26 protein-coding genes are annotated in these 22004 nt (G+C 64.9%); 8 read left to right on the top strand and 18 right to left on the bottom strand.

The features are described 5' to 3' along the window. Positions 1–40 precede the first annotated feature (40 nt). The 6 genes from IE266_RS18960 to IE266_RS18935 all read right to left on the bottom strand — a co-directional run bounded on the left by IE266_RS18960 (position 41) and on the right by IE266_RS18935 (position 6317). Positions 41–1741 carry a PQQ-dependent sugar dehydrogenase gene (locus IE266_RS18960; protein WP_189681696.1) on the bottom strand — a complete coding sequence of 567 codons (1701 nt, stop codon included), beginning with the start codon at positions 1739–1741 and terminating at the stop codon, positions 41–43. A 214-nt stretch (positions 1742–1955) separates the two neighbouring features. After that, positions 1956–2600 (bottom strand): adenylate kinase, encoded by a 645-nt coding sequence (locus tag IE266_RS18955; RefSeq protein ID WP_189681695.1) that lies wholly within the window; start codon positions 2598–2600, stop codon positions 1956–1958. Further along, the gene (secY, locus tag IE266_RS18950) at positions 2597–3964 is read right to left on the bottom strand and encodes a preprotein translocase subunit SecY (RefSeq protein WP_189681694.1); all 1368 of its coding nucleotides are present in this window, start codon (positions 3962–3964) and stop codon (positions 2597–2599) included. The genes IE266_RS18955 and secY overlap by 4 nt, the downstream gene beginning before the upstream one ends. 109 nt (positions 3965–4073) lie before the next feature. After that, on the bottom strand, positions 4074–4544 hold the full coding sequence (rplO, locus tag IE266_RS18945) for a 50S ribosomal protein L15 (protein ID WP_189681693.1): 471 nt from the start codon (positions 4542–4544) through the stop codon (positions 4074–4076). A 211-nt stretch (positions 4545–4755) separates the two neighbouring features. Further along, the gene (locus tag IE266_RS18940; protein ID WP_189681692.1) at positions 4756–5496 is read right to left on the bottom strand and encodes a YebC/PmpR family DNA-binding transcriptional regulator; all 741 of its coding nucleotides are present in this window, start codon (positions 5494–5496) and stop codon (positions 4756–4758) included. Positions 5497–5579: 83 nt separating this feature from the next. Beyond that, positions 5580–6317 carry an SDR family NAD(P)-dependent oxidoreductase gene (locus IE266_RS18935; RefSeq protein ID WP_189681691.1) on the bottom strand — a complete coding sequence of 246 codons (738 nt, stop codon included), beginning with the start codon at positions 6315–6317 and terminating at the stop codon, positions 5580–5582. An 89-nt stretch (positions 6318–6406) separates the two neighbouring features. On the opposite strand from IE266_RS18935, the gene IE266_RS18930 reads away from it, so the two are divergent. The 3 genes from IE266_RS18930 (at position 6407) to IE266_RS18920 (ending at position 10689) form a co-directional block, all read left to right on the top strand. Beyond that, positions 6407–7006 carry a TetR/AcrR family transcriptional regulator gene (locus IE266_RS18930; protein ID WP_189681690.1) on the top strand — a complete coding sequence of 200 codons (600 nt, stop codon included), beginning with the start codon at positions 6407–6409 and terminating at the stop codon, positions 7004–7006. A gap of 73 nt (positions 7007–7079) precedes the next feature. After that, on the top strand, positions 7080–8852 hold the full coding sequence (locus IE266_RS18925) for an SLC13 family permease (protein ID WP_189681689.1): 1773 nt from the start codon (positions 7080–7082) through the stop codon (positions 8850–8852). A 178-nt stretch (positions 8853–9030) separates the two neighbouring features. Continuing rightward, positions 9031–10689, top strand: coding sequence for an FAD-binding dehydrogenase (locus IE266_RS18920; protein WP_189681688.1), 1659 nt, complete (start codon positions 9031–9033; stop codon positions 10687–10689). A 55-nt stretch (positions 10690–10744) separates the two neighbouring features. Here the strand turns inward: IE266_RS18920 and IE266_RS18915 are convergent, their stop codons facing one another. After that, positions 10745–11818 (bottom strand): hypothetical protein, encoded by a 1074-nt coding sequence (locus IE266_RS18915; RefSeq protein WP_189681687.1) that lies wholly within the window; start codon positions 11816–11818, stop codon positions 10745–10747. Between the two features lie 302 nt (positions 11819–12120). Here IE266_RS18915 and IE266_RS18910 point away from each other — a divergent pair, with 302 nt between their 5' ends. Both IE266_RS18910 and IE266_RS18905 read left to right on the top strand, forming a co-directional pair. Continuing rightward, a complete protein-coding gene (locus IE266_RS18910) occupies positions 12121–13044 on the top strand; it encodes an alpha/beta hydrolase (protein ID WP_189681686.1) in 924 nt (307 codons plus the stop codon). Between the two features lie 22 nt (positions 13045–13066). Beyond that, positions 13067–13759 (top strand): glutathione S-transferase N-terminal domain-containing protein, encoded by a 693-nt coding sequence (locus IE266_RS18905; protein ID WP_189681685.1) that lies wholly within the window; start codon positions 13067–13069, stop codon positions 13757–13759. A gap of 113 nt (positions 13760–13872) precedes the next feature. On the opposite strand, the gene IE266_RS18900 is transcribed toward IE266_RS18905, so the two are convergent. From IE266_RS18900 to rplB, 6 genes are all read right to left on the bottom strand, one after another. After that, complete coding sequence (locus tag IE266_RS18900; RefSeq protein WP_189681684.1) at positions 13873–14493, bottom strand: TIGR02466 family protein; 621 nt, start codon at positions 14491–14493, stop codon at positions 13873–13875. A gap of 194 nt (positions 14494–14687) precedes the next feature. After that, entirely contained in the window at positions 14688–15101 is a 414-nt protein-coding gene (gene rplP, locus IE266_RS18895) for a 50S ribosomal protein L16 (protein ID WP_189681683.1), read from the bottom strand. Positions 15102–15114: 13 nt separating this feature from the next. Next, positions 15115–15825: a 30S ribosomal protein S3 gene (rpsC, locus tag IE266_RS18890; protein WP_189681682.1), complete on the bottom strand. Its 711-nt coding sequence runs from the start codon at positions 15823–15825 to the stop codon at positions 15115–15117. Next, positions 15825–16205: a 50S ribosomal protein L22 gene (gene rplV, locus IE266_RS18885; protein WP_189681681.1), complete on the bottom strand. Its 381-nt coding sequence runs from the start codon at positions 16203–16205 to the stop codon at positions 15825–15827. The genes rpsC and rplV overlap by 1 nt, the downstream gene beginning before the upstream one ends. Before the next feature lie 3 nt (positions 16206–16208). Next, the gene (gene rpsS, locus IE266_RS18880; protein WP_189681680.1) at positions 16209–16487 is read right to left on the bottom strand and encodes a 30S ribosomal protein S19; all 279 of its coding nucleotides are present in this window, start codon (positions 16485–16487) and stop codon (positions 16209–16211) included. Continuing rightward, on the bottom strand, positions 16488–17330 hold the full coding sequence (gene rplB / locus IE266_RS18875) for a 50S ribosomal protein L2 (protein WP_189681679.1): 843 nt from the start codon (positions 17328–17330) through the stop codon (positions 16488–16490). A 328-nt stretch (positions 17331–17658) separates the two neighbouring features. Between rplB and IE266_RS18870 the strand changes: the two genes are divergently transcribed. From IE266_RS18870 to IE266_RS18860, 3 genes are read left to right on the top strand one after another with little or no spacing between them, the layout of a single operon-like run. Next, positions 17659–17997 carry an ArsR/SmtB family transcription factor gene (locus tag IE266_RS18870; protein WP_189681678.1) on the top strand — a complete coding sequence of 113 codons (339 nt, stop codon included), beginning with the start codon at positions 17659–17661 and terminating at the stop codon, positions 17995–17997. Further along, entirely contained in the window at positions 17994–18494 is a 501-nt protein-coding gene (locus IE266_RS18865; protein WP_189681677.1) for an SRPBCC family protein, read from the top strand. Before IE266_RS18870 ends, IE266_RS18865 begins: the two co-directional genes overlap by 4 nt. Before the next feature lie 12 nt (positions 18495–18506). Continuing rightward, the gene (locus IE266_RS18860; RefSeq protein ID WP_189681676.1) at positions 18507–18923 is read left to right on the top strand and encodes an SRPBCC family protein; all 417 of its coding nucleotides are present in this window, start codon (positions 18507–18509) and stop codon (positions 18921–18923) included. A gap of 87 nt (positions 18924–19010) precedes the next feature. Here IE266_RS18860 and IE266_RS18855 read toward each other — a convergent pair whose 3' ends face one another. The 5 genes from IE266_RS18855 to rpsJ form a co-directional block, all read right to left on the bottom strand. Continuing rightward, a complete protein-coding gene (locus IE266_RS18855; RefSeq protein WP_189681675.1) occupies positions 19011–19481 on the bottom strand; it encodes a DUF995 domain-containing protein in 471 nt (156 codons plus the stop codon). A gap of 204 nt (positions 19482–19685) precedes the next feature. Continuing rightward, on the bottom strand, positions 19686–19982 hold the full coding sequence (locus IE266_RS18850) for a 50S ribosomal protein L23 (protein WP_189681674.1): 297 nt from the start codon (positions 19980–19982) through the stop codon (positions 19686–19688). Then, positions 19979–20596, bottom strand: a complete 618-nt coding sequence (gene rplD, locus IE266_RS18845) for a 50S ribosomal protein L4 (protein ID WP_189681673.1) — start codon at positions 20594–20596, stop codon at positions 19979–19981. Before rplD ends, IE266_RS18850 begins: the two co-directional genes overlap by 4 nt. After that, on the bottom strand, positions 20593–21435 hold the full coding sequence (rplC, locus tag IE266_RS18840) for a 50S ribosomal protein L3 (protein ID WP_189681672.1): 843 nt from the start codon (positions 21433–21435) through the stop codon (positions 20593–20595). Before rplC ends, rplD begins: the two co-directional genes overlap by 4 nt. A gap of 18 nt (positions 21436–21453) precedes the next feature. Then, positions 21454–21768 (bottom strand): 30S ribosomal protein S10, encoded by a 315-nt coding sequence (rpsJ, locus tag IE266_RS18835; RefSeq protein ID WP_189681786.1) that lies wholly within the window; start codon positions 21766–21768, stop codon positions 21454–21456. Positions 21769–22004 lie beyond the last annotated feature (236 nt).

Below are 22004 nucleotides of genomic sequence, written 5' to 3'. Positions count from 1 at the left end.
GTCAAGGCCTGCACGCCAGGATAGGGAAATCGGACCGCTACTAGTATTTGAGGTGCTCGTCTGCACTCGTATCCGCATGCCGCAGGGTGAAGACCAGCGCGTCCAGAACACGTGGGTCCTGCACTGGTATAGCAGGCATCGGCGTGCCCGGCGCAATGGATTGGGGGTCGCTGACAAATGCTTTCAGGCGGTCTTCCTCCCATGTGCCACCAGCGTTGCTCAGCGCCTCGGAATACCCCTCAAAGGCGGTTCCGGCGACCTTTCTACCCACGACCCCGTTCAACGTCGGCCCGGCGGCGCTTTGTGCCGGCATGAACGAATGGCATTCACTGCAGGCCTGTAAGAGCCCCTTCGTGGAGGCCACGACGTCAGCGTCGTATGCCTCGGCGAGCGCATCAATGGCCCGGCCAAGCGGATCTTCGCGCTCAACCGGTGTAAGGATCATCAGATCGGTGAGATCGAGCCATAGCGCGATACGCTTGCCGAATTGCGTGACATAGCGAACCCGCCGCTCCAATTCGATCCGTTCGACAAAGACCACGGAATCCCCGTCCGTACGGATATGATAGAGGCTCTGCCCGTATTCCGGACTCGACAGCGCTCCCGCCAGCAGGTCACCGTCCCAAGTCGGATCAAAGTTGTCGATCGTCGTCAGCGCCGAGGTTGCTGCCGATGGCAACCAGGCAAAGGCCGGGCGGGTGTAGGTGTCATGGCGACCCGGTGGGCCATCGAAAGGCAGCGGCTGGCCGGTATAGAGGGTCCCGAGGCTTTCCTTTGGCCAACCGTAATTGAGACCTTCACGAATGTGGTTCAGCTCATCACCACCACGTACCCCGTGCTCGACTGTCCAGATTTCACCCTTCGTGTCCACCGTAACCCCTTGCAGGTTGCGGTGCCCGACCGACAGGACGCGGAATTCGCCGGTGGGAATGACGATCGAGATCACCTTCCCGTAGAGGACCGCCGGGTCCATCAGTCCGATATCCGGCGTTTCGATGCCGTCATGCGCGTAATCGCCGCTGGCGAAAATCAGGCGACCGTCCGGATGCAGGGCCATGCGGCCACCCGCCTGAATACCTTCCAGGGCCGTGCCCTGCAGTCGGAACGGCAGGCATGGCGTCGTCTCAAAGAAGACGTCCCAATCTGCTGCGGCCGCCGCAAAGCTTTTCAGATCGGGGATACCATCGAACGGAAGCTTTGCCAGCCGGCTTCCGTGGCACCGTTTTTCACGATCGAAAAAGGTGTATGAAATGATCAGACCGCGAAAGCCCGAGGCGTCTGAATCGACATACAGGATGTCATTGTACCGCATCGAGTCCGGCTTGTGTACCTGATTGGAAAACTCGGGCTGCTTGACCAGGTCTACGTAGTCCGCGAACCCGTTGTCAGGGACCTCGATACCGGTCTGGATCAGCCCCTTGCCATCTTCGAACCGGTAGATCCGCCCGTCCTGGATGATCAGAAGAAGCGTGTCGCCCATGACGGTGAGGCCACCGCCCTTCTTCCAGTTCGTGTCCGGCAGGCGATAGAGTTTGGTGGCGAACCGTAGGAAAGTGGACTCAATGTAGCCCACCGTGTTCTCTTTCTCGGCCTCCATGCCAAGAAGACGACCAGTCTTTTTCGCAACCTTATTGTAGAATGCAGCGATTGGTTCGCTATGGTGCGTGGCCAGATAGGCACCGCCAACGAGCCCCAGGATCAGTGTCGCGAGAGCGGAAAAAAGTACTGAAAAACGGCGCATTGAACCGATCGATCCATACCAATTGGGGCGCAGGCTAACGATGACCCCGCCATTGTCAACTCTTGGTTCGAATCGAGGATATCTTGCCCAGTTTCGTCCGGGTCCAGGCAGATAGGCCACGATCGCCTGGCTACCAGATGCGATGCCGCAGCCTAGCGGCATCGCCGTTTTTCGGAGGCCGGTGAAGCCTTCGTCGCCGGCCGGAGCGCCTCTCTCAGGCGTCCAGCACCTTGGCAATCGCCGCCTTGACCGCGTCCATCTCGCCCAGGCCGTCGACCTTCGACAGCTTGTCCTTGGCGTAATAGTAGCCGATCAGCGGCGAGGTCTTCTTGTAGTATTCCATCAGCCGGGTGCGCAGCGACTCTTCGTTGTCGTCCGCCCGCCGCTTGAATTCGGTGCCACCGCAGTTGGTGCATTTGCCATCGGCCGGGATCGGCTTGGTCACGTCGTTGTAGACCTCGCCGCAGGATCCGCAGGTCGAGCGCGCGGTGATCCGCGACACCAGCGCCGCGTCGTCCACTTCCATCTCGATGACCGCGTCCAGGTTCTGCCCGGTCTCGGCCAGCAGGTCGCCCAGGGCGTCGGCCTGCTTCAGCGTGCGCGGGAAACCGTCGAAGATGAATCCCTTGCCCTCGCCGCTTTCCAGCTTCTCGCGGATCAGCCCGATGACGATCTCATCCGTCACCAGCTCGCCCCGCGCCATCACACCGGCAACCAGGTTGCCCATCTCGGTGCCCGAATCCTTCGCCTCGCGCAGCATGTCGCCGGTCGAGAGCTGTACCATCCCGCGCTCCTCCACGAGATAGCGGGCCTGGGTGCCTTTGCCGGCCCCCGGGGGCCCGAGAAGTATGATGTTCATCGACGCGCGGGACTCCGTTTTGTTGTGCGTTTCTTGCTGCGGCCACGCAGCTGCGACTTCTCGATCAGCCCCTCGTACTGATGGGCGAGAAGGTGGCTCTGGACCTGCTGGATCGTGTCCATCGTGACCGACACCACGATCAGCACCGAGGTGCCGCCGAAGTAGAACGGGATCGAGAACTGATTGCGCAGGATTTCCGGGAAGAGACAGACCGCCGCGAGATAGGCCGAGCCCAGCACCAGCACGCGGTTGACCACGTATTCGAGGTATTCCGCCGTCTTCTTGCCGGGGCGGATGCCGGGCACGAAGCCGTTCTGGTTCTTCAGGTTGTCCGCCACGTCATCGGGCTTGAAGGCCACGTTGAACGTGTAGAAGTAGGCGAAGAACACGATCATCGCGACGAAGAACAGCAGGTAGAGCGGTTGGCCGGGGCCGAAGTTGGCCAGCAGCCACGACATCACCGACCCCGAGGCCGCGCCCTGGCTGAAGGTCGAGATGGTGACCGGCAGCAGCAGCAGCGAGCTGGCGAAGATCGCCGGGATCACGCCGGCCGGGTTGACCTTGACCGGCAGGTGCGACGAACCGCCGTCATAGACCTTCATCCCCACCTGGCGGCGCGGATACTGGATGTGGATCTTGCGCAGCGCGCGTTCCATGAAGACGACGAAGGTGATGATCGCCACCACCATGAGCATCGCCCCGATGATAACCGCAGGGCTCACAGCGCCCGAGCGGCCGCTGGCGAAGAACTGCGCCAGGGCGGCGGGCACCTCGGCGATGATGCCGACGAAGATGATGAGCGAGATGCCGTTGCCGATGCCCCGCGCCGTGATCTGCTCGCCCAGCCACATCAGGAACATGGTGCCCCCGACGATGGTGATCATGCAGGAGATGCGGAAGAACATGCCCGGATCGGTCGCGAGGTCACCCGCTTCCAGCGAGACGGCAAGGCCGTAGGCCTGCGCCGTCGCCAGCACCACCGTGCCGTAGCGGGTATATTGGTTCAGCTTCTTGCGGCCGGCTTCGCCTTCCTTCTTCAGCTGCTCCAGCGAGGGAACCATGGCCGCCAGCAGCTGCACGATGATCGAGGCCGAGATATAGGGCATGATGCCCAGGGCGAAGATGCCCATGCGCCCCAGCGCGCCGCCGGTGAACATCGAGACCATGCCGCCGATGCCCTGCCCCGCCTGTTCCATGAACTGGCGCAGGGCGTGGCCGTCGATGCCGGGAACGGGCAGGTAGGTGCCCAGCCGGTAGACGACCAGCAGGCCGAGGGTGAAGAGGATCCGGTTACGCAGATCGGTCGCCTTGCCGAGCGCCGCCCAGCTTGTGTTGGCGGCCATCTGCTCTGCTGCTGATACCATGGAACGGGTCTCTATCTGGTGCAACGCCGCCTCGGATCGTTCTCCGATCCGGGCGGCGCCTTGGAAAACTTCAGCCTATGTAAGCCGCGCAGGCGCGGCCCACAACCCGTCACTCGGCGGCAGCTGCCGCCTGGGTGGTGAGCGAGCCGCCGGCTGCTTCGACCATGGCCACCGCCGATTTCGACGCGCCGGTGACCGAGATGGTCGCCTTTGCGGTGAATTCGCCCTTGGCCAGGACGCGGATGCCGTCCAGCTTGCGCCGCACCAGACCGCTGGACACCAGGGTTTCCTCGGTGATCGAGGCGGCGTCGAGCTTCTTGGCGTCGATGAACTTCTGGATCAGGCCCAGGTTCACCACGGCAAAGGATTTCTGGTTGGGCTTGTTGAAGCCGCGCTTCGGCAGGCGCTGATACAGCGGCATTTGGCCGCCTTCATAGCCGTTCAGTGCCACGCCCGAACGGGACTTCTGACCCTTGATGCCGCGACCGGCGGTCTTGCCCTTCCCCGAGCCGGGGCCACGGGCGACGCGCTTCTTGCGCTTGGTTGCGCCCGGATTGTCGCGCAGTTCATGCAGTTTCATTGTCGCTTCTCCTTGCCGGATGCGGCCCCCAGCGACGGGAGCGGCCGAACACGGCTTGCTGTTTGGTTTCGAGTCGCCCCCAAGGGGCCACCGGGGGCGTATAGGCGAGGCGCGCGCTCAGTTCAAGCAGGATGCGCGCCACTGCCCGCTTCAAGTCGCCGCAATGGCGATCCGGAGGCCGCAAAAGGGATCGGCTGAACGACTGCCCGGCTCAGAGCTGGGCCATGACCTCGTCGGAGGCCTCGAAGTTGGCGGTGACGCGCTGCACGTCATCGTCCTCTTCCAGCGCCTCGATCAGCTTCATCAGCTTCTGCATTCCCTCGAGGTCAAGCTCGGTCGAGGTTTGCGGCTTCCAGATCAGCTTGGTCGAGGTCGACTCGCCCAACTGGCCTTCCAGCGCCGTCGAGACGTCGTTCAGGTCGCTGTCGGCGCAATAGATGTAATGCGCCTCGTCGTCGGTTTCGACATCCTCGGCGCCGGCCTCGATGGCGGCCATCATCACGTCATCGGCGCTGCCGACCGAAAGCGGATAGGTCACCTCGCCCTTGCGGTCGAACATGAAGGCGACCGAGCCGGTCTCGCCCAGGTTGCCGCCGTTCTTCGAGAAGGTCGACCGCACGTTCGAGGCGGTGCGGTTGCGGTTGTCGGTCATCGCCTCGACCAGCACGGCCACGCCGCCGGGACCATAGCCCTCGTAGCGGATTTCCTCGTAGTCATCCCCCTCGCCGGCGATCGACTTCTTGATGGCGCGTTCGATCACGTCCTTGGGGACCGAGTTCGACTTGGCCTCCTTCACCGCCAGGCGCAGGCGCGGGTTCTTGTCCGGGTCAGGGTCGCCCATCTTGGCGGCCACGGTGATTTCCTTGCTGAGACGGGAAAACAACTTGGCGCGGATGGCGTCCTGCTTGCCCTTGCGGTGCTGGATGTTCGCCCATTTCGAATGGCCTGCCATGTGTAATCTCCTGCCGACGGGTCCGGTTGCGGCTCTATAGGCGATGCGGCCAAGGGGGTTCAATCCCCCTGCTGCAACTGGGCTTAGCCGGCGTGCAGGGCGCGAACGTTCGGGCCGCGCAGGATACGGCAGGCCAGCGCCGGCGACAGACGGTTGACCAGCCGCAGCAGGCGGGTGCGCTCGATCCAGATCTCCTCCCGCTCCGCCTCCAGCCCGGCGATCAGGTCGGCAGCGGCGCGCCCCGGCGGATAGCGGCCGGCCATCTCGCGCGAGAGCGAGGTCTCGACCAGCGTCATCACCGTTTCGCTCACCTGCACCCGCAGGCCAGCGTCGCGGCACTGGTTGCGCAGCGAACGGGCAAAGCTGCGCAACCCCGCCTTGGTCGCGCAATAGACCGCCGCCTCGGCGCGCGGCGCGATGGCGAGGCCGGAGGTGACGAAGTTGACGAAGGACGGCCCATTGGCCGCCAGTTGCGGCAGCATGGCCGTGGCCAATTGTACCGGCCCGGTCAGGTTGATGGCGATTTCCATTGCGATTTCAGCATCATGGATGCCGCGCGTCAGATCGACATGCGCCATCACCGCGGCATTGGCGATCAGCCCGGAACAGTCGGGATGATCCCGCGCTACCCGATCGGCGAGGTCGCGCCCTGCCCCCTCCGCTCCGAGGTCGAGCGCGATGGCACTGACCCCCTCGGCCTCGAACGGCCTGCGTGCCACCCCGATTACCCGCGCTCCGCGCGCCACCAGCTGCGCCGCCAGTTCCGCCCCGATCCCGCGCGAGGCGCCGGTGACGAGGATGCTGCGTCCCTTCATGTCCATTTCACTCTCTCCTTGCCTGAGCGATGCGATTGACCAATAATCCGAGCAAATACTCGGATTTCATACTCGCTTTGCCGGAGGGCCGCGGAATGGCCGAAATTTCCCCGCGAAAACAACCGCGACAAGCCAGGGCCCGCGCCACCTGCGAGGCGGTGAAGCAGGCGGCGGCTCGGATTCTGGTGACTGGCGGGCCGCCGGCGCTCAATACCAATGCCATTGCCGAGACGGCCGGTGTCTCGGTCGGCACGCTCTACCAGTACTACCCCTCGAAACAGGCGATCCTCGCCGAGCTGGTCCGCGACATGCGCGCCGGGATGCTCGCCGATATCGAGCGCGGCCGGGCCCAGGCGAAGGGCCACGACCTGCGGACGGCCGTACGGCTGATGGTCGGGGCCTCGCTCCACCACCACCGGCGCGACGCGCTCGGGGCCGAGGCGATGGAGCGCGCCGAGGCCGAGCTGCCGATGGATGCCGAGACCGATGCGCTGAAACGGCGCATCATCGCCCTGGTGGCGGAACTGCTGGCGGGATACGGCATCGCCGACCCCGAGCTGGCCGCGCGCGATCTCTCGGCGATGACCCGCGGGATGGCACAGGCGGCAGTAGCCGCCGGCGAGACCGACTTCGACGCCCTGACCGAGCGGATCGCACGTGGCGCCATCGGATATCTCGAAACGGGTTGCAACTGAACCGACTTCCGGTGCGTTCTGTGACGGGGTCCACGCCGGGCTCCGGCCAGAGGCATTCATTCAGGCGGGACCCATGACGACCGACCAGATCATTCTTTTTGCCCTTTTCGCTGCCGTCTTCGCCCTACTGCTCTGGGGCCGCTTCCGATATGACCTCGTCGCCTTCTCGGCGTTGATGGCGGGCGTCGTGCTGGGCGTGGTGCCCTCGGACAGGGCCTTCGAGGGCTTCGGCCACCCCGCCACGCTGGTGGTGGCCCTCGTGCTGGTGGTTTCGGCCGGGCTGGTGCGCTCGGGGGCGGTCTTCCTCATCACCCGCACGCTGGTGGACAGCTCGCGCGCGCTGGGGGGCCATATCGCGCTGATGGGCGGGATCGGCGCGGTGCTCTCGGCCTTCATGAACAACGTCGCGGCGCTGGCGCTGCTGATGCCGGTCGACATCCAGACCGCGCGCAAGGCCGGCCGCGCGCCGGGCCTCTCGCTGATGCCGCTGAGCTTTGCCACAATCCTCGGTGGCATGGCCACGCTGATCGGCACCCCGCCCAACATCATCATCGCCTCGATCCGGCAGGACTATATCGGCGAGCCCTTCCGCATGTTCGACTTCGCCCCCGTAGGCGGGCTGGCAGCGATTGCGGGCCTGATCTTCGTCGCCCTGATCGGCTGGCGGCTGATCCCGGTGCGAGGCGAGGCCAGCAATGGCGATGCCGGTCTCGCCCAATATATCGCCGAGCTGACGGTGCCCGAGAAATCGGAGCACATCGGCAAGCGCCTGGCCGAGCTGGACGAGGATGCCGAGAAGTCCGACGTGGCGATCCTGGGCCTGATCCGCGATGGCCAGCGCCGCTATGGCCGGGCCTCGAACACCCTGCTGCAGGCGGGTGACGTGCTGGTGCTCGAGGCCACGCCCGACGCCCTGGACGAATTCCGCGCGGCGCTGGAGCTCGCCTTCTCCGATGCCGCCCGCGAGGAGAAGCTGACCGCCGCCGGCGAGGGGCTGGAGGTGGTCGAGGTTGTGATCCCCGAAACCGCGCGGATCGCCGGCAAGACCGCGCAGGCGGTCGGCCTGACCTGGCGCAAGAGCGCGGTTCTGATGGGCATCTCGCGTCACGGGCAGCGCATAACCGAGCAGATGCGCCAGACCGAGATCCGCCCCGGCGACATCCTGCTGCTGCTCTGCCCCAAGGGCCAGGGCGGCGAAGTGACCGAATGGCTTGGCGCGCTGCCGCTGGCCGAACGCGGGTTGGCGGTGACCGCAAATGACAAGGTCTGGCTTGCGATCGGCCTGTTCGGCGCGGCGGTGGCGGCGGCAAGCTTTGGCCTGATCTACCTGCCGGTGGCGCTGGGGCTGGTGGTGATTGGCTATGTGCTGACCCGCATCATGCCGATCACCGAGATCTACGACCACATCGAATGGCCGGTGGTGGTGCTGCTCGGCTCGATGATCCCGCTTGGCACGGCGCTGGAAAGCGCAGGCGGCACCCGGCTGATCGCAGAGAGCCTGGTCGGGCTGACGGATGGCTGGCCCGCCTGGGCGATCCTGACGGTGCTGATGGTGGTGACGATGACTCTCTCGGACGTGCTGAACAACACCGCCACCGCGATCGTGGCCGCACCGGTCGGCATCCAGATGGCCAATACGCTCGGCGTCTCGCCCGACCCCTTCCTGATGGCGGTGGCGGTGGCGGCCTCCTCGGCCTATCTCACGCCGATCGGGCACAAGAACAACACGCTGATCCTTGGCCCCGGCGGCTATCGTTTCGGAGATTACTGGCGCATGGGCCTGCCGCTCGAAGCGCTTGTGATCGCGGTCTCTATCCCGGCGATCCTGGTGTTCTGGCCGTTCTGACGCCGAAATCCCTCGCGGATTTCGGTCCGTTTTCCGGCGCGGAAAACCGGTTCCTCCCCAACCGCTTGCGCCCCGAATTCCTCGCAGGAATTCGGACGTTTTCCGCGACGGAAAACGCCCCGGTTGCGCCAGCCTATTCCGCTGCCTAGGCTGACCTCGACGAGGGGGAGGACGAACCATGCCGGACGCGGATGCAATCATCGTAGGCGGCGGCCTGGCCGGGCTGGTGGCCGCCGCCGAGCTGGGGGACCGGGGCAAGCGGGTGATCCTGCTCGACCAGGAGAGCGAGGCCAACCTGGGCGGGCAGGCGTTCTGGAGCCTTGGCGGCCTCTTCATGATCGACACACCCGAGCAGCGCCGCATGGGCATCCGCGACAGCCACGGCCTTGCCCAGCTCGACTGGATGGGCTCGGCGCAGTTCGACCGCCCCGAGGATGCCTGGCCCCGGCAATGGGCCGAGGCCTATCTCGACTTCGCGGCCACCGAGATGCGGCCCTGGCTGCACGCCATGGGTCTGCGCTGGTTCCCGGTGGTCGGCTGGGCCGAACGCGGCGGCGGCTTTGCCACGGGCCATGGCAACTCGGTGCCGCGCTTCCACATCACCTGGGGGACGGGGCCGGGCGTGGTGGAACACTTCGAGCGCCTCGTGCGCGAGCATGTCGCGGCGGGGCGGATCGAGCTGCGCTTCCGCCACCAGGTCGACCATATCGTGATGCAGAACGGTGCTGCCACCGGCGTGGCCGGAACCCTGCTGGCCCCCGACAGCGCCGCACGCGGGCAGAGAACCAACCGCGATGCCGTGGCGGCGTTCGAGCTCAGCGCACCTTCGGTCATCGTCACCTCGGGCGGGATCGGCGGCAATTTCGACCTGGTGCGCAAGGCCTGGCCCGCCGACCGGCTGGGCCCGCCGCCGAAACGCATGGTCGCCGGAGTGCCGGCCCATGTCGACGGGCGGATGATCGCGATTTCCGAAGCGGCGGGCGGCCATGTCATCAACCGCGACCGGATGTGGCATTACACCGAAGGCGTGGCGAACTGGGACCCGATCTGGCCCAACCACGGCATCCGCATCCTGCCCGGCCCCTCGTCGATGTGGTTCGACGCGGAAGGCAACCGCCTGCCCGCCCCCTTCCTGCCGGGCTTCGACACGCTGGGCACACTGAAGGCGATCCTGGCGACCGGCCATGAGCACAGCTGGTTCGTGCTGACGCAGAAGATCATCAAGAAGGAATTCGCCCTTTCCGGGTCCGAGCAGAACCCGGATTTCACCTCGAAGAAGTGGTCCGAGGTGATCCGCTCGCGCATCCTCTCGGGCAAACGCGCCACCGGGCCGGTCGAAGCCTTCAAGGCGAAGGGCGAGGATTTCGTCGTCGCCGATACGCTGGCCGAGCTGGTGGCCGGCATGAACCGGATCGCCGGAAACACGCTGATCGACGCCGCGCGACTGCATGCGCAGATCGCCGCGCGCGATGCCCAGGTCGACAACCCCTTCGCAAAGGACGCGCAGCTGATGGCGATCCACGCCGCGCGCAACTACCGGGGCGACAGGCTGATCCGCACCGCGAAACCGCATCGTTTCCTTGATCCCGAGAACGGACCGCTGATCGCCGTGCGGCTTAACGTGCTGACCCGCAAGACGCTGGGCGGGCTGCAGACCGACCTCGACAGCCGGATGATCGGCGCGGATGGTCAGGCGGTGCCGGGCCTCTTCGCGGCAGGCGAGGTCGCGGGCTTCGGCGGGGGCGGCTATCACGGCTACAACGCGCTGGAAGGCACCTTCCTCGGCGGTTGCATCTTCTCGGGCCGCAACGCGGGGCGGTCGGACTTCGTCGCCTGACCCCTGCCCTTCGACACAGGGCGCGGCCCCCAGCAGGAGCCGCGCCCTCGATGCTTCACTCGCTGCCGGCGAGCGGCGCTTCGTCGGTGGCGAGCGCGTCCGATATCTCGGCGGTGACGTCCGGGATGCTCTCGTCGCTGAGGCCAAGCAGGCCATGCAGTTCGGCCAGCGACTCGTTGGTCAGATCCTTGACGTCATGCGGCGCATAGGCCTCGGACAGCGCCGATAGCTGGTCGGAGCGGGTGTCATCGATCTCGACCGCCAGGTCTGCAATCTGCCCGGCAATCTCGGCCTGCTGGTCCTGCGCCTCGACGGTGCCGCTGATCGCATCCGCAAGGCCGGCAAGTGCATCGGTGTTCGCCTCGTCAGCGGGATCGAGCCCCGAGAGCGCCGCCGCGATGGCCGCCACATCCGCGTCATAGGTCGCCGATTCCGGGTCGAGCGCGTCGATTGCCTCGGCAATCTCCTCGGCCGTCATGGTGGCATCTTCCGAGAGGTTCTCGGCAACGAAGTCCTCGGTCGTCGGCACGGTCAGATCGACCAGCGCCTCGAGCGCGGCCATTCGGTCGGTCTGGTCCTGCAACGAGGCCGTCACGTCCATGTAGGAGGCGATCATGCCGACGCGGCTGTTGGGCGCGGCATTCGCGAAGGCCGTCGGGCTGGCATGTGCCGCGTTCAGCCCCTTCATGTTACTGGCGACCGCGCCGTGGTTGGACTTGTCCTTCGACTTGGACTTGCCCTCGACCGCAAGCGATGCCGAGCGCGCCTCGGACGCGCGGCCGTTGGAATGGCCCGGCCCCTTGCTGCCGGCATTGGCCGAGGCGTTGCCGTGACCGTTCCCATTCGCGGCGCCATTGCCGTGGCCACCACCGCCACCGTTACCACCACCGCCGCCGTTGCCACCACCGCCGCCGCCGCCGTTGCCGCCGCCGCCACCGCCGCCGCCACCGCCACCGCCGCCGTTGCCGCCACCGCCGCCGCCGCCGCCACCGCCGCCACCTTCACCCCCGCCTCCCTTTGCCAGGGCCTTGCCGGGCATCATGACGGTTGCGGTGCCGATCGCCATCGGGGCGGCAACCATGGCGGTTGCCACAAGCGCGGCTACGACGCGGCTGGTGTAACGGGACATCTTCCTCTCCTCGCAAAATCCTGAAATCGACGGAAAGCCTTACCGGCAAATACGTCAACATTCCCTCGAAACTAGGCCCGAATTGCGGCAAGCCCACGCCGGGAGACTCCATGGAACAGCGCCAATCCGCCGATTGCCGGAGATCTGCCTTTCATTTTCACGGCGGCGCGCGGGTGCTGGGCGTGCATCATGCATGCCATCCAACCCTGCAACCATAACTGTCATCCGGGCGTTAACCGGGTGTCACGCCATCGACATATGTTCGGTCCATAGCGGGACCACAACATGTTGCGAGGTGCGCAATGCCGCTGATCCGGATCAATGCCCATGACGATGTTCCCCGCCTGCATCGCGGCCACGCGACGCTGGACCGCGAACTGGCCCTGCGCGGCGGCAGCGGCCCCGCGGTGGTGATGATCCACGGTTATTCCTACCGCCCCGGCGACCTGCGCCACTGCCCGCACCGCTCGCTGCTCTCGATGACACCTGACGACGGCGATGCAGGCTGGCCGCGCCAGCTCGGCTTTGGCGGTGGGCATGACAACGAGGGGCTGGCCATCGCCTTCGGCTGGGACGCGCGCGGCAAGCCCAGGGTCGCACGCCTGCGCGCCCTCTCGGCTGGGCGCGCGCTGGCGCATCTGGTGACCGCCCTGAAGCGGCTGGATCCCGGCCGACCGGTGCATGTGGTCGCTCATTCCATGGGCGTCGAGGTCGCGCTCGAGGCGCTGCACCACCTCGCCCCCGGTGCCATCGGGCGGATCCTGTCGCTGACCGGGGCGGCCTACGTCTCGCGCAGTCGCGCCGCGCTCGATACGCCGGCGGGACGAACGGCGGAATTCGTCAATGTCACCAGCCGCGAGAACGACCTCTTCGACTTCCTGTTCGAGCGGCTGATCCCCGCGCCCCGCCGCGGCGACCGCGCCATCGGCCACGGGCTGGTCGCCGCCAATGCCGTTACGCTGCAGATCGACTGCTCTGAAACGCTGGGCCATCTCGACCGGCTCGGCGCCCCCGTCGGCACGCCCGACCGGCTGATCTGCCATTGGTCGGCCTATGCCCGGCCCGGCCTGCTGCAGCTCTACAACGCGCTGCTGCGCCGCCCCGAGCGCTGGACGCTGGACCTGCTGCGCGCCGGGCTGCCGCCGGAGCCCGCCTCGCGCTGGTCGCGCCTGCTGCCGGCCTTCCCGGTCGCGCTGCCCTTGCCAGGCCCGCAAAAAGCCGCATGATCGCTCCCGACGGGAGAGACACATGACCATAGACCTCTATTTCTGGCCCACGCCGAACGGCTGGAAGATCTCCATCGCGCTTGAGGAGATGGGCCTCGATTACGAGACCCACCTGGTGAACATCTCGAAGGGCGAGCAATTCGCGCCGGAGTTCCTGAAGATCTCGCCGAACAACCGGATGCCGGCAATTGTCGACCGCGAAGGGCCGGACGGCAAGCCGATCCCGATCTTCGAGAGCGGCGCGATCCTGCAATATCTGGCGCGCAAGACCGGCAGGTTCTACGGCGCGACCGAGCGCGAGCGCATCGCGGTGGACCAGTGGCTGATGTGGCAGATGGGCGGGGTCGGGCCGATGGCGGGCCAGGCGCATCACTTCATCCACTACGCGCCGAACCTGGACCCGCCGCAGGACCTCTCCTACCCCCGCGACCGCTATCGCGCCGAAGTCAGGCGGCTCTACGGCGTGCTCGACCGGCAATTGGCCGAGAGCGCCTATGTGGCCGGGGCGGAGTATTCCATCGCCGACATGGCGATCTGGCCCTGGGCGCATCTGTGGAAGCGGCAGGAGCAGGACATCTCGGACAAGCCGCATTTCACCCGCTGGCTCGACACCGTGTCAGCCCGTCCCGCCGTGCAGAGAGGCCGCGCGCTCTTTGCCGAGCTGCGCAATGCGCCCCAGGACAAGGACTCGCAGGCCATCCTGTTCCGCCGCTAGGGCGGTTTCGGATCGCCGCGCGATCCGACCGGTTGGGGGCGCTGCCCCCGCCGCGCCTGCGGCGCGACTCCCCCGGAGATATTTATGAAGAAGAGAAGCCGGGAAGTGGCGCCTCAGCCCCAGCCATAGTTGAAGCTGACGCTGATGCGGTCCTCGTCGGCCATGTTCACCGGAACCTCGTGGCGCAGCCAGCTTTCCCAGAGGAAGATCTCGCCCGGCAGCGGCGCGGCATAGACGAAGGGGCGCAGTTCCGGGTCGGCCTTCTTGCGGCGCGGCGGCGCGGCCATCATCATCGGCAGGCGCGGGTCTTCCAGCTTCAAGGCGCTGGCCCCGTCCGGGACCGCGACATAGGTGGTGCCGCTGATGACGCTATGTGGGTGGATATGCGAGGTATGCACCCCGCCCGGCGGCAGGATGTTGATCCAGAGCGAGTCGAGCTTGATCTTGCCGCCGCCGAGGTCGAACTGCAGTTCCTTCGCGAAGGCGGCGACATGCTTGTCGAGCACCTTCACCAGGTCCTTGAACACCGGAAAGCGCCAGGCGAGGTCGGTCAGCGAGGCATAGCTGGTGTAACCCGGATAGCCGTTTTTCTCGCACCATTTCTGCCCCGACTCGTCATCGTCGGCGATGGAGAGGCAGGAATTCTCCAGCTCGTCGAGATCGACGGGCTTGCCCTGCTCGGAGAGCTGGGCGCGGTAGAAACGGGTGACGAAGAGGGAATCGATCTGGGCCATATCGCGGGAATAGCGCAGGTCGGGCCTTTAGGCGAGAGGGCGCAAGCGGCGCGGCTCCCCTCTCCCCTCGGGGGAGAGGGTCAGGGTGAGGGAGAGGCCTCCGCACGGAGTGCGTTACGGGAACGGAAAACCCCCGCCGAACGGGTCGGCGGGGGTTCTTTATTTCGGCTGAGTGCGGCGCGTGAGCGCAGCGCTTACCAGTCTTCGCGCTGAACGACGCGGGTCTTGATCGGGAGTTTCATCGCGGCGAGGCGCAGGGCCTCGCGGGCGATTTCCTCGTCAACACCATCGAGCTCGAACATGATCCGGCCCGGCTTGACCCGGCAGGCCCAGTAGTCGACCGAACCCTTACCCTTACCCATACGGACTTCGGTGGGCTTGGAGGTCACCGGCAGGTCCGGGAAGATCCGGATCCAGACGCGGCCCTGGCGCTTCATGTGGCGGGTCAGGGCGCGGCGGGCTGCCTCGATCTGACGCGCGGTCACGCGCTCGGGTTGCAGTGCCTTGAGGCCGAAGCTGCCGAAGTTCAGGTCGCTGCCGCCCTTGGCTTCGCCGTGGATACGGCCTTTGTGCTGCTTGCGGAATTTGGTACGCTTAGGTTGAAGCATCTTCTTCTACTCCTTACCGGCGACCGCCGGCGGCGCCGCGGGGTGCGGGGCCATCCTGCAGTTCCTGCGTCTTGCGGTCACGCGCGCTCGGATCGTGCTCCATGATCTCGCCCTTGAAGATCCAGGTCTTGATCCCGATGATCCCGTAGGCGGTCGTGGCTTCGACATGTGCATAGTCGATGTCGGCACGCAGGGTGTGCAGCGGAACGCGGCCTTCGCGATACCATTCGGTCCGGGCGATCTCGGCCCCGCCGAGGCGGCCCGAAACGTTGACCCGGATACCCAGGGCGCCCATGCGCATGGCGTTCTGCACGGCGCGCTTCATGGCGCGGCGGAAGGACACCCGGCGTTCCAGCTGCTGGGCGATACTCTCGCCGACCAGGCGGGCGTCCAGTTCGGGCTTGCGGACCTCGACGATGTTGAGGTGCAGTTCCGACTTGGTCATCCGCGCGATCTTCTTGCGCAGGGTCTCGATGTCGGCGCCCTTCTTGCCGATGATGACACCGGGACGGGCTGCATGGATCGTGACCCGGCACTTCTTGTGCGGGCGTTCGATGATCACGCGGGCGATGCCGGCTTGCTTGCATTCTTCCTGAATGAACTCGCGGATCTTGAGATCCTCGAGCAGCAGGTCGCCATAGTCCTTGGTGTCTGCGTACCAACGGCTGTCCCAGGTGCGGTTCACCTGAAGGCGCATGCCGACCGGATTGACTTTGTTACCCATCAGGCTTGCTCCTCGACTTGACGCACCTTGATCGTCAGTTCCGAAAACGGCTTCATGATCCGGCCGTAACGGCCACGGGCGCGGGGACGGCCACGCTTGAGAACCATGTTCTTGCCCACGAAGGCCTCGGCCACGACGAGTTCGTCGACGTCAAGGTTGTGGTTGTTCTCGGCGTTGGCGATCGCGGACTGAAGGCACTTCTTCACGTCAACGGCGATCCGCTTCTTCGAGAAGGTGAGGTCGGCCAGAGCCTTGTCCACCTTCTTGCCGCGGATCATCTCGGCGACCAGGTTCAGCTTCTGCGGGCTGGTGCGAAGCATGCGCAGTTTTGCCATTGCTTCGTTGTCGGCCACGCGGCGGGGGTTTTTTTCCTTGCCCATGACTTACTTCCGCTTCGCTTTTTTGTCTGCCGCGTGACCGTAATAGGTCCGGGTCGGCGAATATTCACCGAACTTCTGACCAATCATGTCTTCGGTCACGGAGACAGGAACGTGTTTCTTGCCGTTGTAGACGCCAAACGTCAGGCCCACGAATTGGGGCAGGATCGTCGAGCGGCGCGACCAGATCTTGATGACATCGTGACGGCCGCCTTCGCGGGCCGCCTCGGCCTTCTTCAACACGTAAGCGTCGACGAAGGGACCTTTCCAGACAGAGCGAGACATTTAGCGCCCCTTCTTCTTGGCGTGCCGCGAGCGGATGATCAGCTTGCTCGACGCCTTGTTACGATTGCGGGTCTTGGCACCCTTGGTCGGCTTGCCCCACGGGGTAACCGGGTGACGGCCACCCGAGGTGCGGCCTTCACCACCGCCGTGCGGGTGGTCGATCGGGTTCATGGCGACGCCGCGGACAGCCGGGCGTTTGCCCAGGTGACGGTTGCGACCGGCCTTGCCGAGGTTCTGGTTGCTGTTGTCCGGATTCGAGACGGCACCAACGGTCGCCATGCACTCCTGGCGGACCATGCGGAGTTCGCCCGAGGACAGGCGGATCTGCGCGTAGCCGCCGTCACGGCCGACGAACTGGGCATAGGTGCCCGCGGCGCGTGCGATCTGGCCGCCCTTGCCGGGCTTCATCTCGATGTTGTGGACGATCGTGCCGATCGGCATGCCCGAGAAGGGCATCGCGTTACCGGGCTTGATGTCGGCCTTGGCCGAGGCAATCACCTGGTCGCCGATGGCGAGACGCTGGGGCGCGAGGATATAGGCCTGTTCGCCGTCCTCGTATTTCACCAGCGCGATGAATGCGGTGCGGTTGGGATCGTATTCGATCCGTTCCACGATTGCGGCCACGTCGAACTTGGCGCGCTTGAAATCAACGATCCGATAGAGGCGTTTCGCCCCGCCGCCCTGGCGGCGCATCGTGATCCGTCCGGTGTTGTTCCGGCCACCGTGCTTGTGCAAACCCTCGGTGAGGGATTTGACAGGACGGCCCTTGTACAGTTCCGAACGGTCGATCAGCACCAGCCCGCGCTGGCCCGGCGTCGTCGGCTTATACGACTTGAGTGCCATGCTTTCTGTCTTCCGTTAGCTAGCGGCCCCTTGCGGAGCCTATGTCTGGTGGGGCGAACCCACCGTGGTATAGGGCCCCGAAGGTCCCCGGTTCGTATAAAATCACAGGCCCCGGAACGAATCCGGGGCCGTGCGATTGCGGTGAGGTAACAGAAAAGATTCATGCCGTCCATAGCCGGACCCGTGGTTTTTCCGGAGCCATGGAGACATGCACCCTGCCCCCGCCCGGCCCTGTTTTCAAGGGGGTTCAGAGGGGCGGCTGGCGGCGCGTCGCCAACCCAATAGTTTTCCATTTACAGAACCATCTGGGGATGCAATACTTTCCCACATGGAAAACAATATACCACCACTCGATTCCCTCTTCCACGCGCTGGCCGACCCTACCCGGCGCGCGGTGGTCCAGCGCCTGGGCGCCGGGCCGGCGGCCGTCAGCGAGCTTGCAGAACCCTTCGGCATGGGCCTGCCCTCGTTCATGAAGCACCTCGGCGTGCTCGAGGATGCCGGCCTCATCCAATCCGCCAAGACGGGGCGCGTGCGGACCTGCACGCTCAACCCCGACCGCCTGGCCGCCGCCGAGCGCTGGTTCGAGGAACAGCGCCAGCTGTGGGACGTTCGTTATCGCCAACTCGACGCCCTGCTGGGCGCAATGCAAGGAAAGCCCGAATGAAACCCGACCTGAAGTTTCAATTCGCAGCCGACATGGTTGCGAACACCATCCGCGTGAAACGCGAATTCGCCGCGCCCCGGCAGATGGTCTGGGACTGCTACACCAGGGCCGACCTCCTCGACCGCTGGTTCGCGCCCAAGCCGCTGACCACGGCGACGAAACACATGGACTTCCGCGTCGGCGGCTACTGGCACTTTGCGATGATCGACCCGGCGGGAACGGAATACTGGAGCCGGCAGGATTTTCTCGCCATCACCCCGATCGACGCCTTCTCGGCGCGCGACTGCTTTACCGATGCCACGGGCGAGCCGAACACCGCCCTGCCCGCCTCGCGCTTCGACCTGAGCTTCTCCGACGTTCCCGCCGGCACGCTGGTCGGCACGCTGGTCACCTATGCCAGCGCCGATGACCTGCAGAAGGTCATCGACATGGGCATGAAGGAAGGCCTCGCCTCCACCCTCGATCGCCTCGACGAATTGCTCGCCACGCTTATCTGAAGGATCATCATCATGGCTTTCCCCAAGATCACCATCGACACCCTGGTCGCCGCGCCGCTGGACACTGTCTGGACCGCCTATACCGCCCCGGCGCATATCACCCGGTGGAACTTCGCCAGCGACGACTGGTGCTGCCCCTCGGCCGAGAACGACATGCGCGTCGGCGGAACCTACAAGGCCCGGATGGAGGCGAAGGACGGCAGCTTCGGCTTCGATTTCGAGGCGGTCTATGACGAGGTCTCCCCGAAGGAGCGGCTGGTCTATACCCTCGGCGACGGGCGGCGGGTCGAAACCACCTTCACCCCCGAAAGCGACGGGGTCCGCGTCACCACCACCTTCGACGCCGAGGGGATGCATCCGCTGGAAATGCAGCGGGACGGCTGGCAGTCGATCCTGGACAACTTCGGGAGACATGCCGCCAGTCTTTAACTGTTGGAGGGCGCGCATGACGCGCCCCCTTCAATCAAGAGCGTCAAGGCAGCCGAAGGCCCCAAACGCGGCACTGCCGAATTCCGGCTAAAGTCCGGTAGCCTTCCGGCGCTTGTTCACTTCACTCTTGATCTTGTTACCGGTTTTCACGCGTTCTTCGAATTCTTTGCCCGGACGGTACCAGTCTTTCGTCTGAGGATCCTGCTTCCACAAAACCCCCTTGCTGTCATGCACATGAGTCCAACACCTTTTAAGATTGGCACCGGCCTCGTCGCGCACCTTCTTCCAGACCGCCTCGTAGCAAAGTGATCCCTTGTCGGTCGCATACCATTTTCCGACGGCGACCGACCCGTCCCATAACGCCTGAAACTCCCCACCATTGCCCCAGTAGGAACCGCCCTTCGACCACAACCAGGTCTTCCCGCTGTAGAGCTCGATGACTTGGCTCCCACTTAGGGGATTCTTTCGATCAGGCGAATCCGCCAAGGCTGAATTCGAAAACGCGAGACAAAGCACGCTGGCAAAAACTATCTTCCGCCGCATTCCATGAATATTCATCGGAGCCACCATTTTTGCGTTAATTTATATGTCAATGCTCAGATGATAGCAAAAATCCCCATTTTTTCAATCATGTACCGCAAGGTTCGTGATGGCACTCAAGAATTTTGGCAACTTAAAAGTACAAACCATTGAACACCCATCACAAAAGAGAAACCCCGACATCTTTCGATGCCGGGGTTTCCATTCACGATGAGCCTGCTCTCAGAGACCGGTGGTCACGTCGATCGTGTTGCCCTCTTCGAGCGTCACATAGGCCTTCTTGACGTCCTTGCGGGTGCCCGGACGGCCCTTGAAACGCTTGACCTTGCCTTTGGTGATGGTGGTGTTGACCGCCTTCACCTTGACATTGAACAGGGTCTCGACGGCTTCCTTGATCAGCGGCTTGGTGCTGTCCATCGCGACCTCGAAGACAACGGCATTGGCTTCCGAAGCCATGGTTGCCTTCTCGGTGATGATCGGCTTGCGGATCACATCATAGTGCTGGGGTTTCGCGCTCATTTCAGACGAGCCTCCAGTGCTTCGATCCCCGCCTTGGTGATCACCAGGGTGTCACGCTTGAGGATGTCGTAAACGTTGGCGCCCATCGTCGGCAGGATGTCCAGACCTTCGATGTTGCGTGCGGCGCGTGCGAAATCTTCGTTGACCGTCGCGCCATCGATGATCAGCGCGCGCTTCCAGCCGAGGCTGGCGATCTGCTTGGCCAGGGCCGACGTCTTGCCTGCGGCTTCGGCGGCTTCGATCACAACGAGTTCACCCGCCTTGGCCTTGGCCGAGAGCGCGTGCATCAGGCCGAGCTTGCGCACCTTCTTGGGCAGCTCGTGCCCGTGGCTGCGCGGCGTCGGGCCCTTGTAGGTGCCGCCGTGACGGAAGATCGGCGCCTTCTTGGAACCGTGGCGTGCGCCGCCGGTGCCCTTCTGGCGATAGATCTTCTTGGTCGAATAGCTGACATCCGACTTGCCGAGCACCGAGTGGGTGCCAGCCTGGGCCTTGTTGCGCTGCCAGCGGACAACGCGGTGCAGCAGGTCGGCGCGCGGCTCGAGCCCGAAGAGGGCCTCGTCCAGATCGACGCTGCCGGCCTTGCCGCCGTCGAGCTTGATAACGTCGAGTTTCATTCTTCGCCTTCCTTCTTCTCGGTGGCGGCTTCGTCCTCGGCTGCCTTCAGCGCGGCGGCTTCAGCTGCTGCCTGCTCTTCGGCAAGGCGCTTGGCTTCTGCTTCGGCTTCGGCGGCAGCGGCTGCAGCGGCCTCTTCAGCGGCCTTGGCGGCCTCTTCAGCGGCGGACTTCAGCGCGGCGGGCAGGATCGCGTTCTCGGGGAACGGCTTCTTGACGGCGTCCTTCACCGTCACCCAGCCACCCTTCGAACCCGGCACAGCGCCCTTGACCATGATCAGGCCACGGGTTGCATCGGTGCGCACCACTTCCAGGTTCTGGGTGGTGACACGGACGGTGCCCATGTGACCGGCCATCTTCTTGCCTTTGAAGATCTTGCCGGGGTCCTGACACTGACCGACCGAACCGTGCGAACGGTGGCTGACCGACACACCGTGCGACGCCCGGAGGCCGCCGAAGTTGTGCCGCTTCATGACACCGGCAAAGCCCTTACCGATCGAGGTGCCGGCCACGTCGACATACTGGCCAGCAAAGTAGTGATCCGCGGTGATTTCCTCACCGACGCCGATCAGGTTCTCGGGATCGACCCGGAACTCGGCCACTTTCCGCTTCGGCTCGACCTTTGCCGCGGCGAAGTGGCCGCGCATCGGTGCGCTGGTCCGCTTGGCCTTGGCCGTGCCGGCGCCCAGCTGAACCGCGGTGTAACCGTCTTTCTCGGCAGTGCGCTGCGCGACAACCTGAAGGTTGTCGAGCTGCAGCACGGTGACCGGAACTTGACGCCCGTCTTCCATGAACAGGCGCGTCATGCCGATCTTTTTCGCAATGACTCCAGAGCGCAACATCGCTTCTCGCCTCCCTGATTACGACTGCAGCTTGATCTCGACGTCCACGCCGGCGGCGAGGTCGAGCTTCATCAGCGCGTCCACCGTCTGCGGGGTCGGATCAACGATGTCGAGCAGCCGCTTGTGGGTGCGGATCTCGAACTGGTCACGGGATTTCTTGTCGATGTGAGGCCCACGGAGAACCGTGAACTTCTCGATCTTGTTCGGCAGCGGGATCGGGCCACGCACCTGCGCGCCGGTCCGCTTGGCGGTGCTGACGATCTCTGCGGTGCTGGCGTCCAGCACGCGATAGTCGAACGCCTTCAGACGAATCCGGATGTTTTGGCTTTGAATTGCCATGTCTGTCGTCCCCTTCAAGGGCATTTCCGGTTGAGAGGAGGGAGGACGCTCATCGCCGCCCCTCTTCGAACCTCTTTTTCTTGTCGAACGCCGGCAAGGCCGGCGTCCGGATGTCTGCCATGCGGTGCGGCGGGTGCGTCACCCGCCGTCCGCCAGGCGCGGCAGGCGCGCCTTACTTGATGACCTTGGCGACGACGCCCGAACCGACGGTGCGGCCGCCTTCGCGGATG

The organism is Seohaeicola zhoushanensis, assembly GCF_014656415.1.
GTDB classification, from domain to species: Bacteria; Pseudomonadota; Alphaproteobacteria; order Rhodobacterales; family Rhodobacteraceae; genus Seohaeicola_A; species Seohaeicola_A zhoushanensis.
The sequence above is the reverse complement of the archived record's forward strand: the minus strand, read 5'-3'. Positions and strand labels throughout refer to the sequence as shown.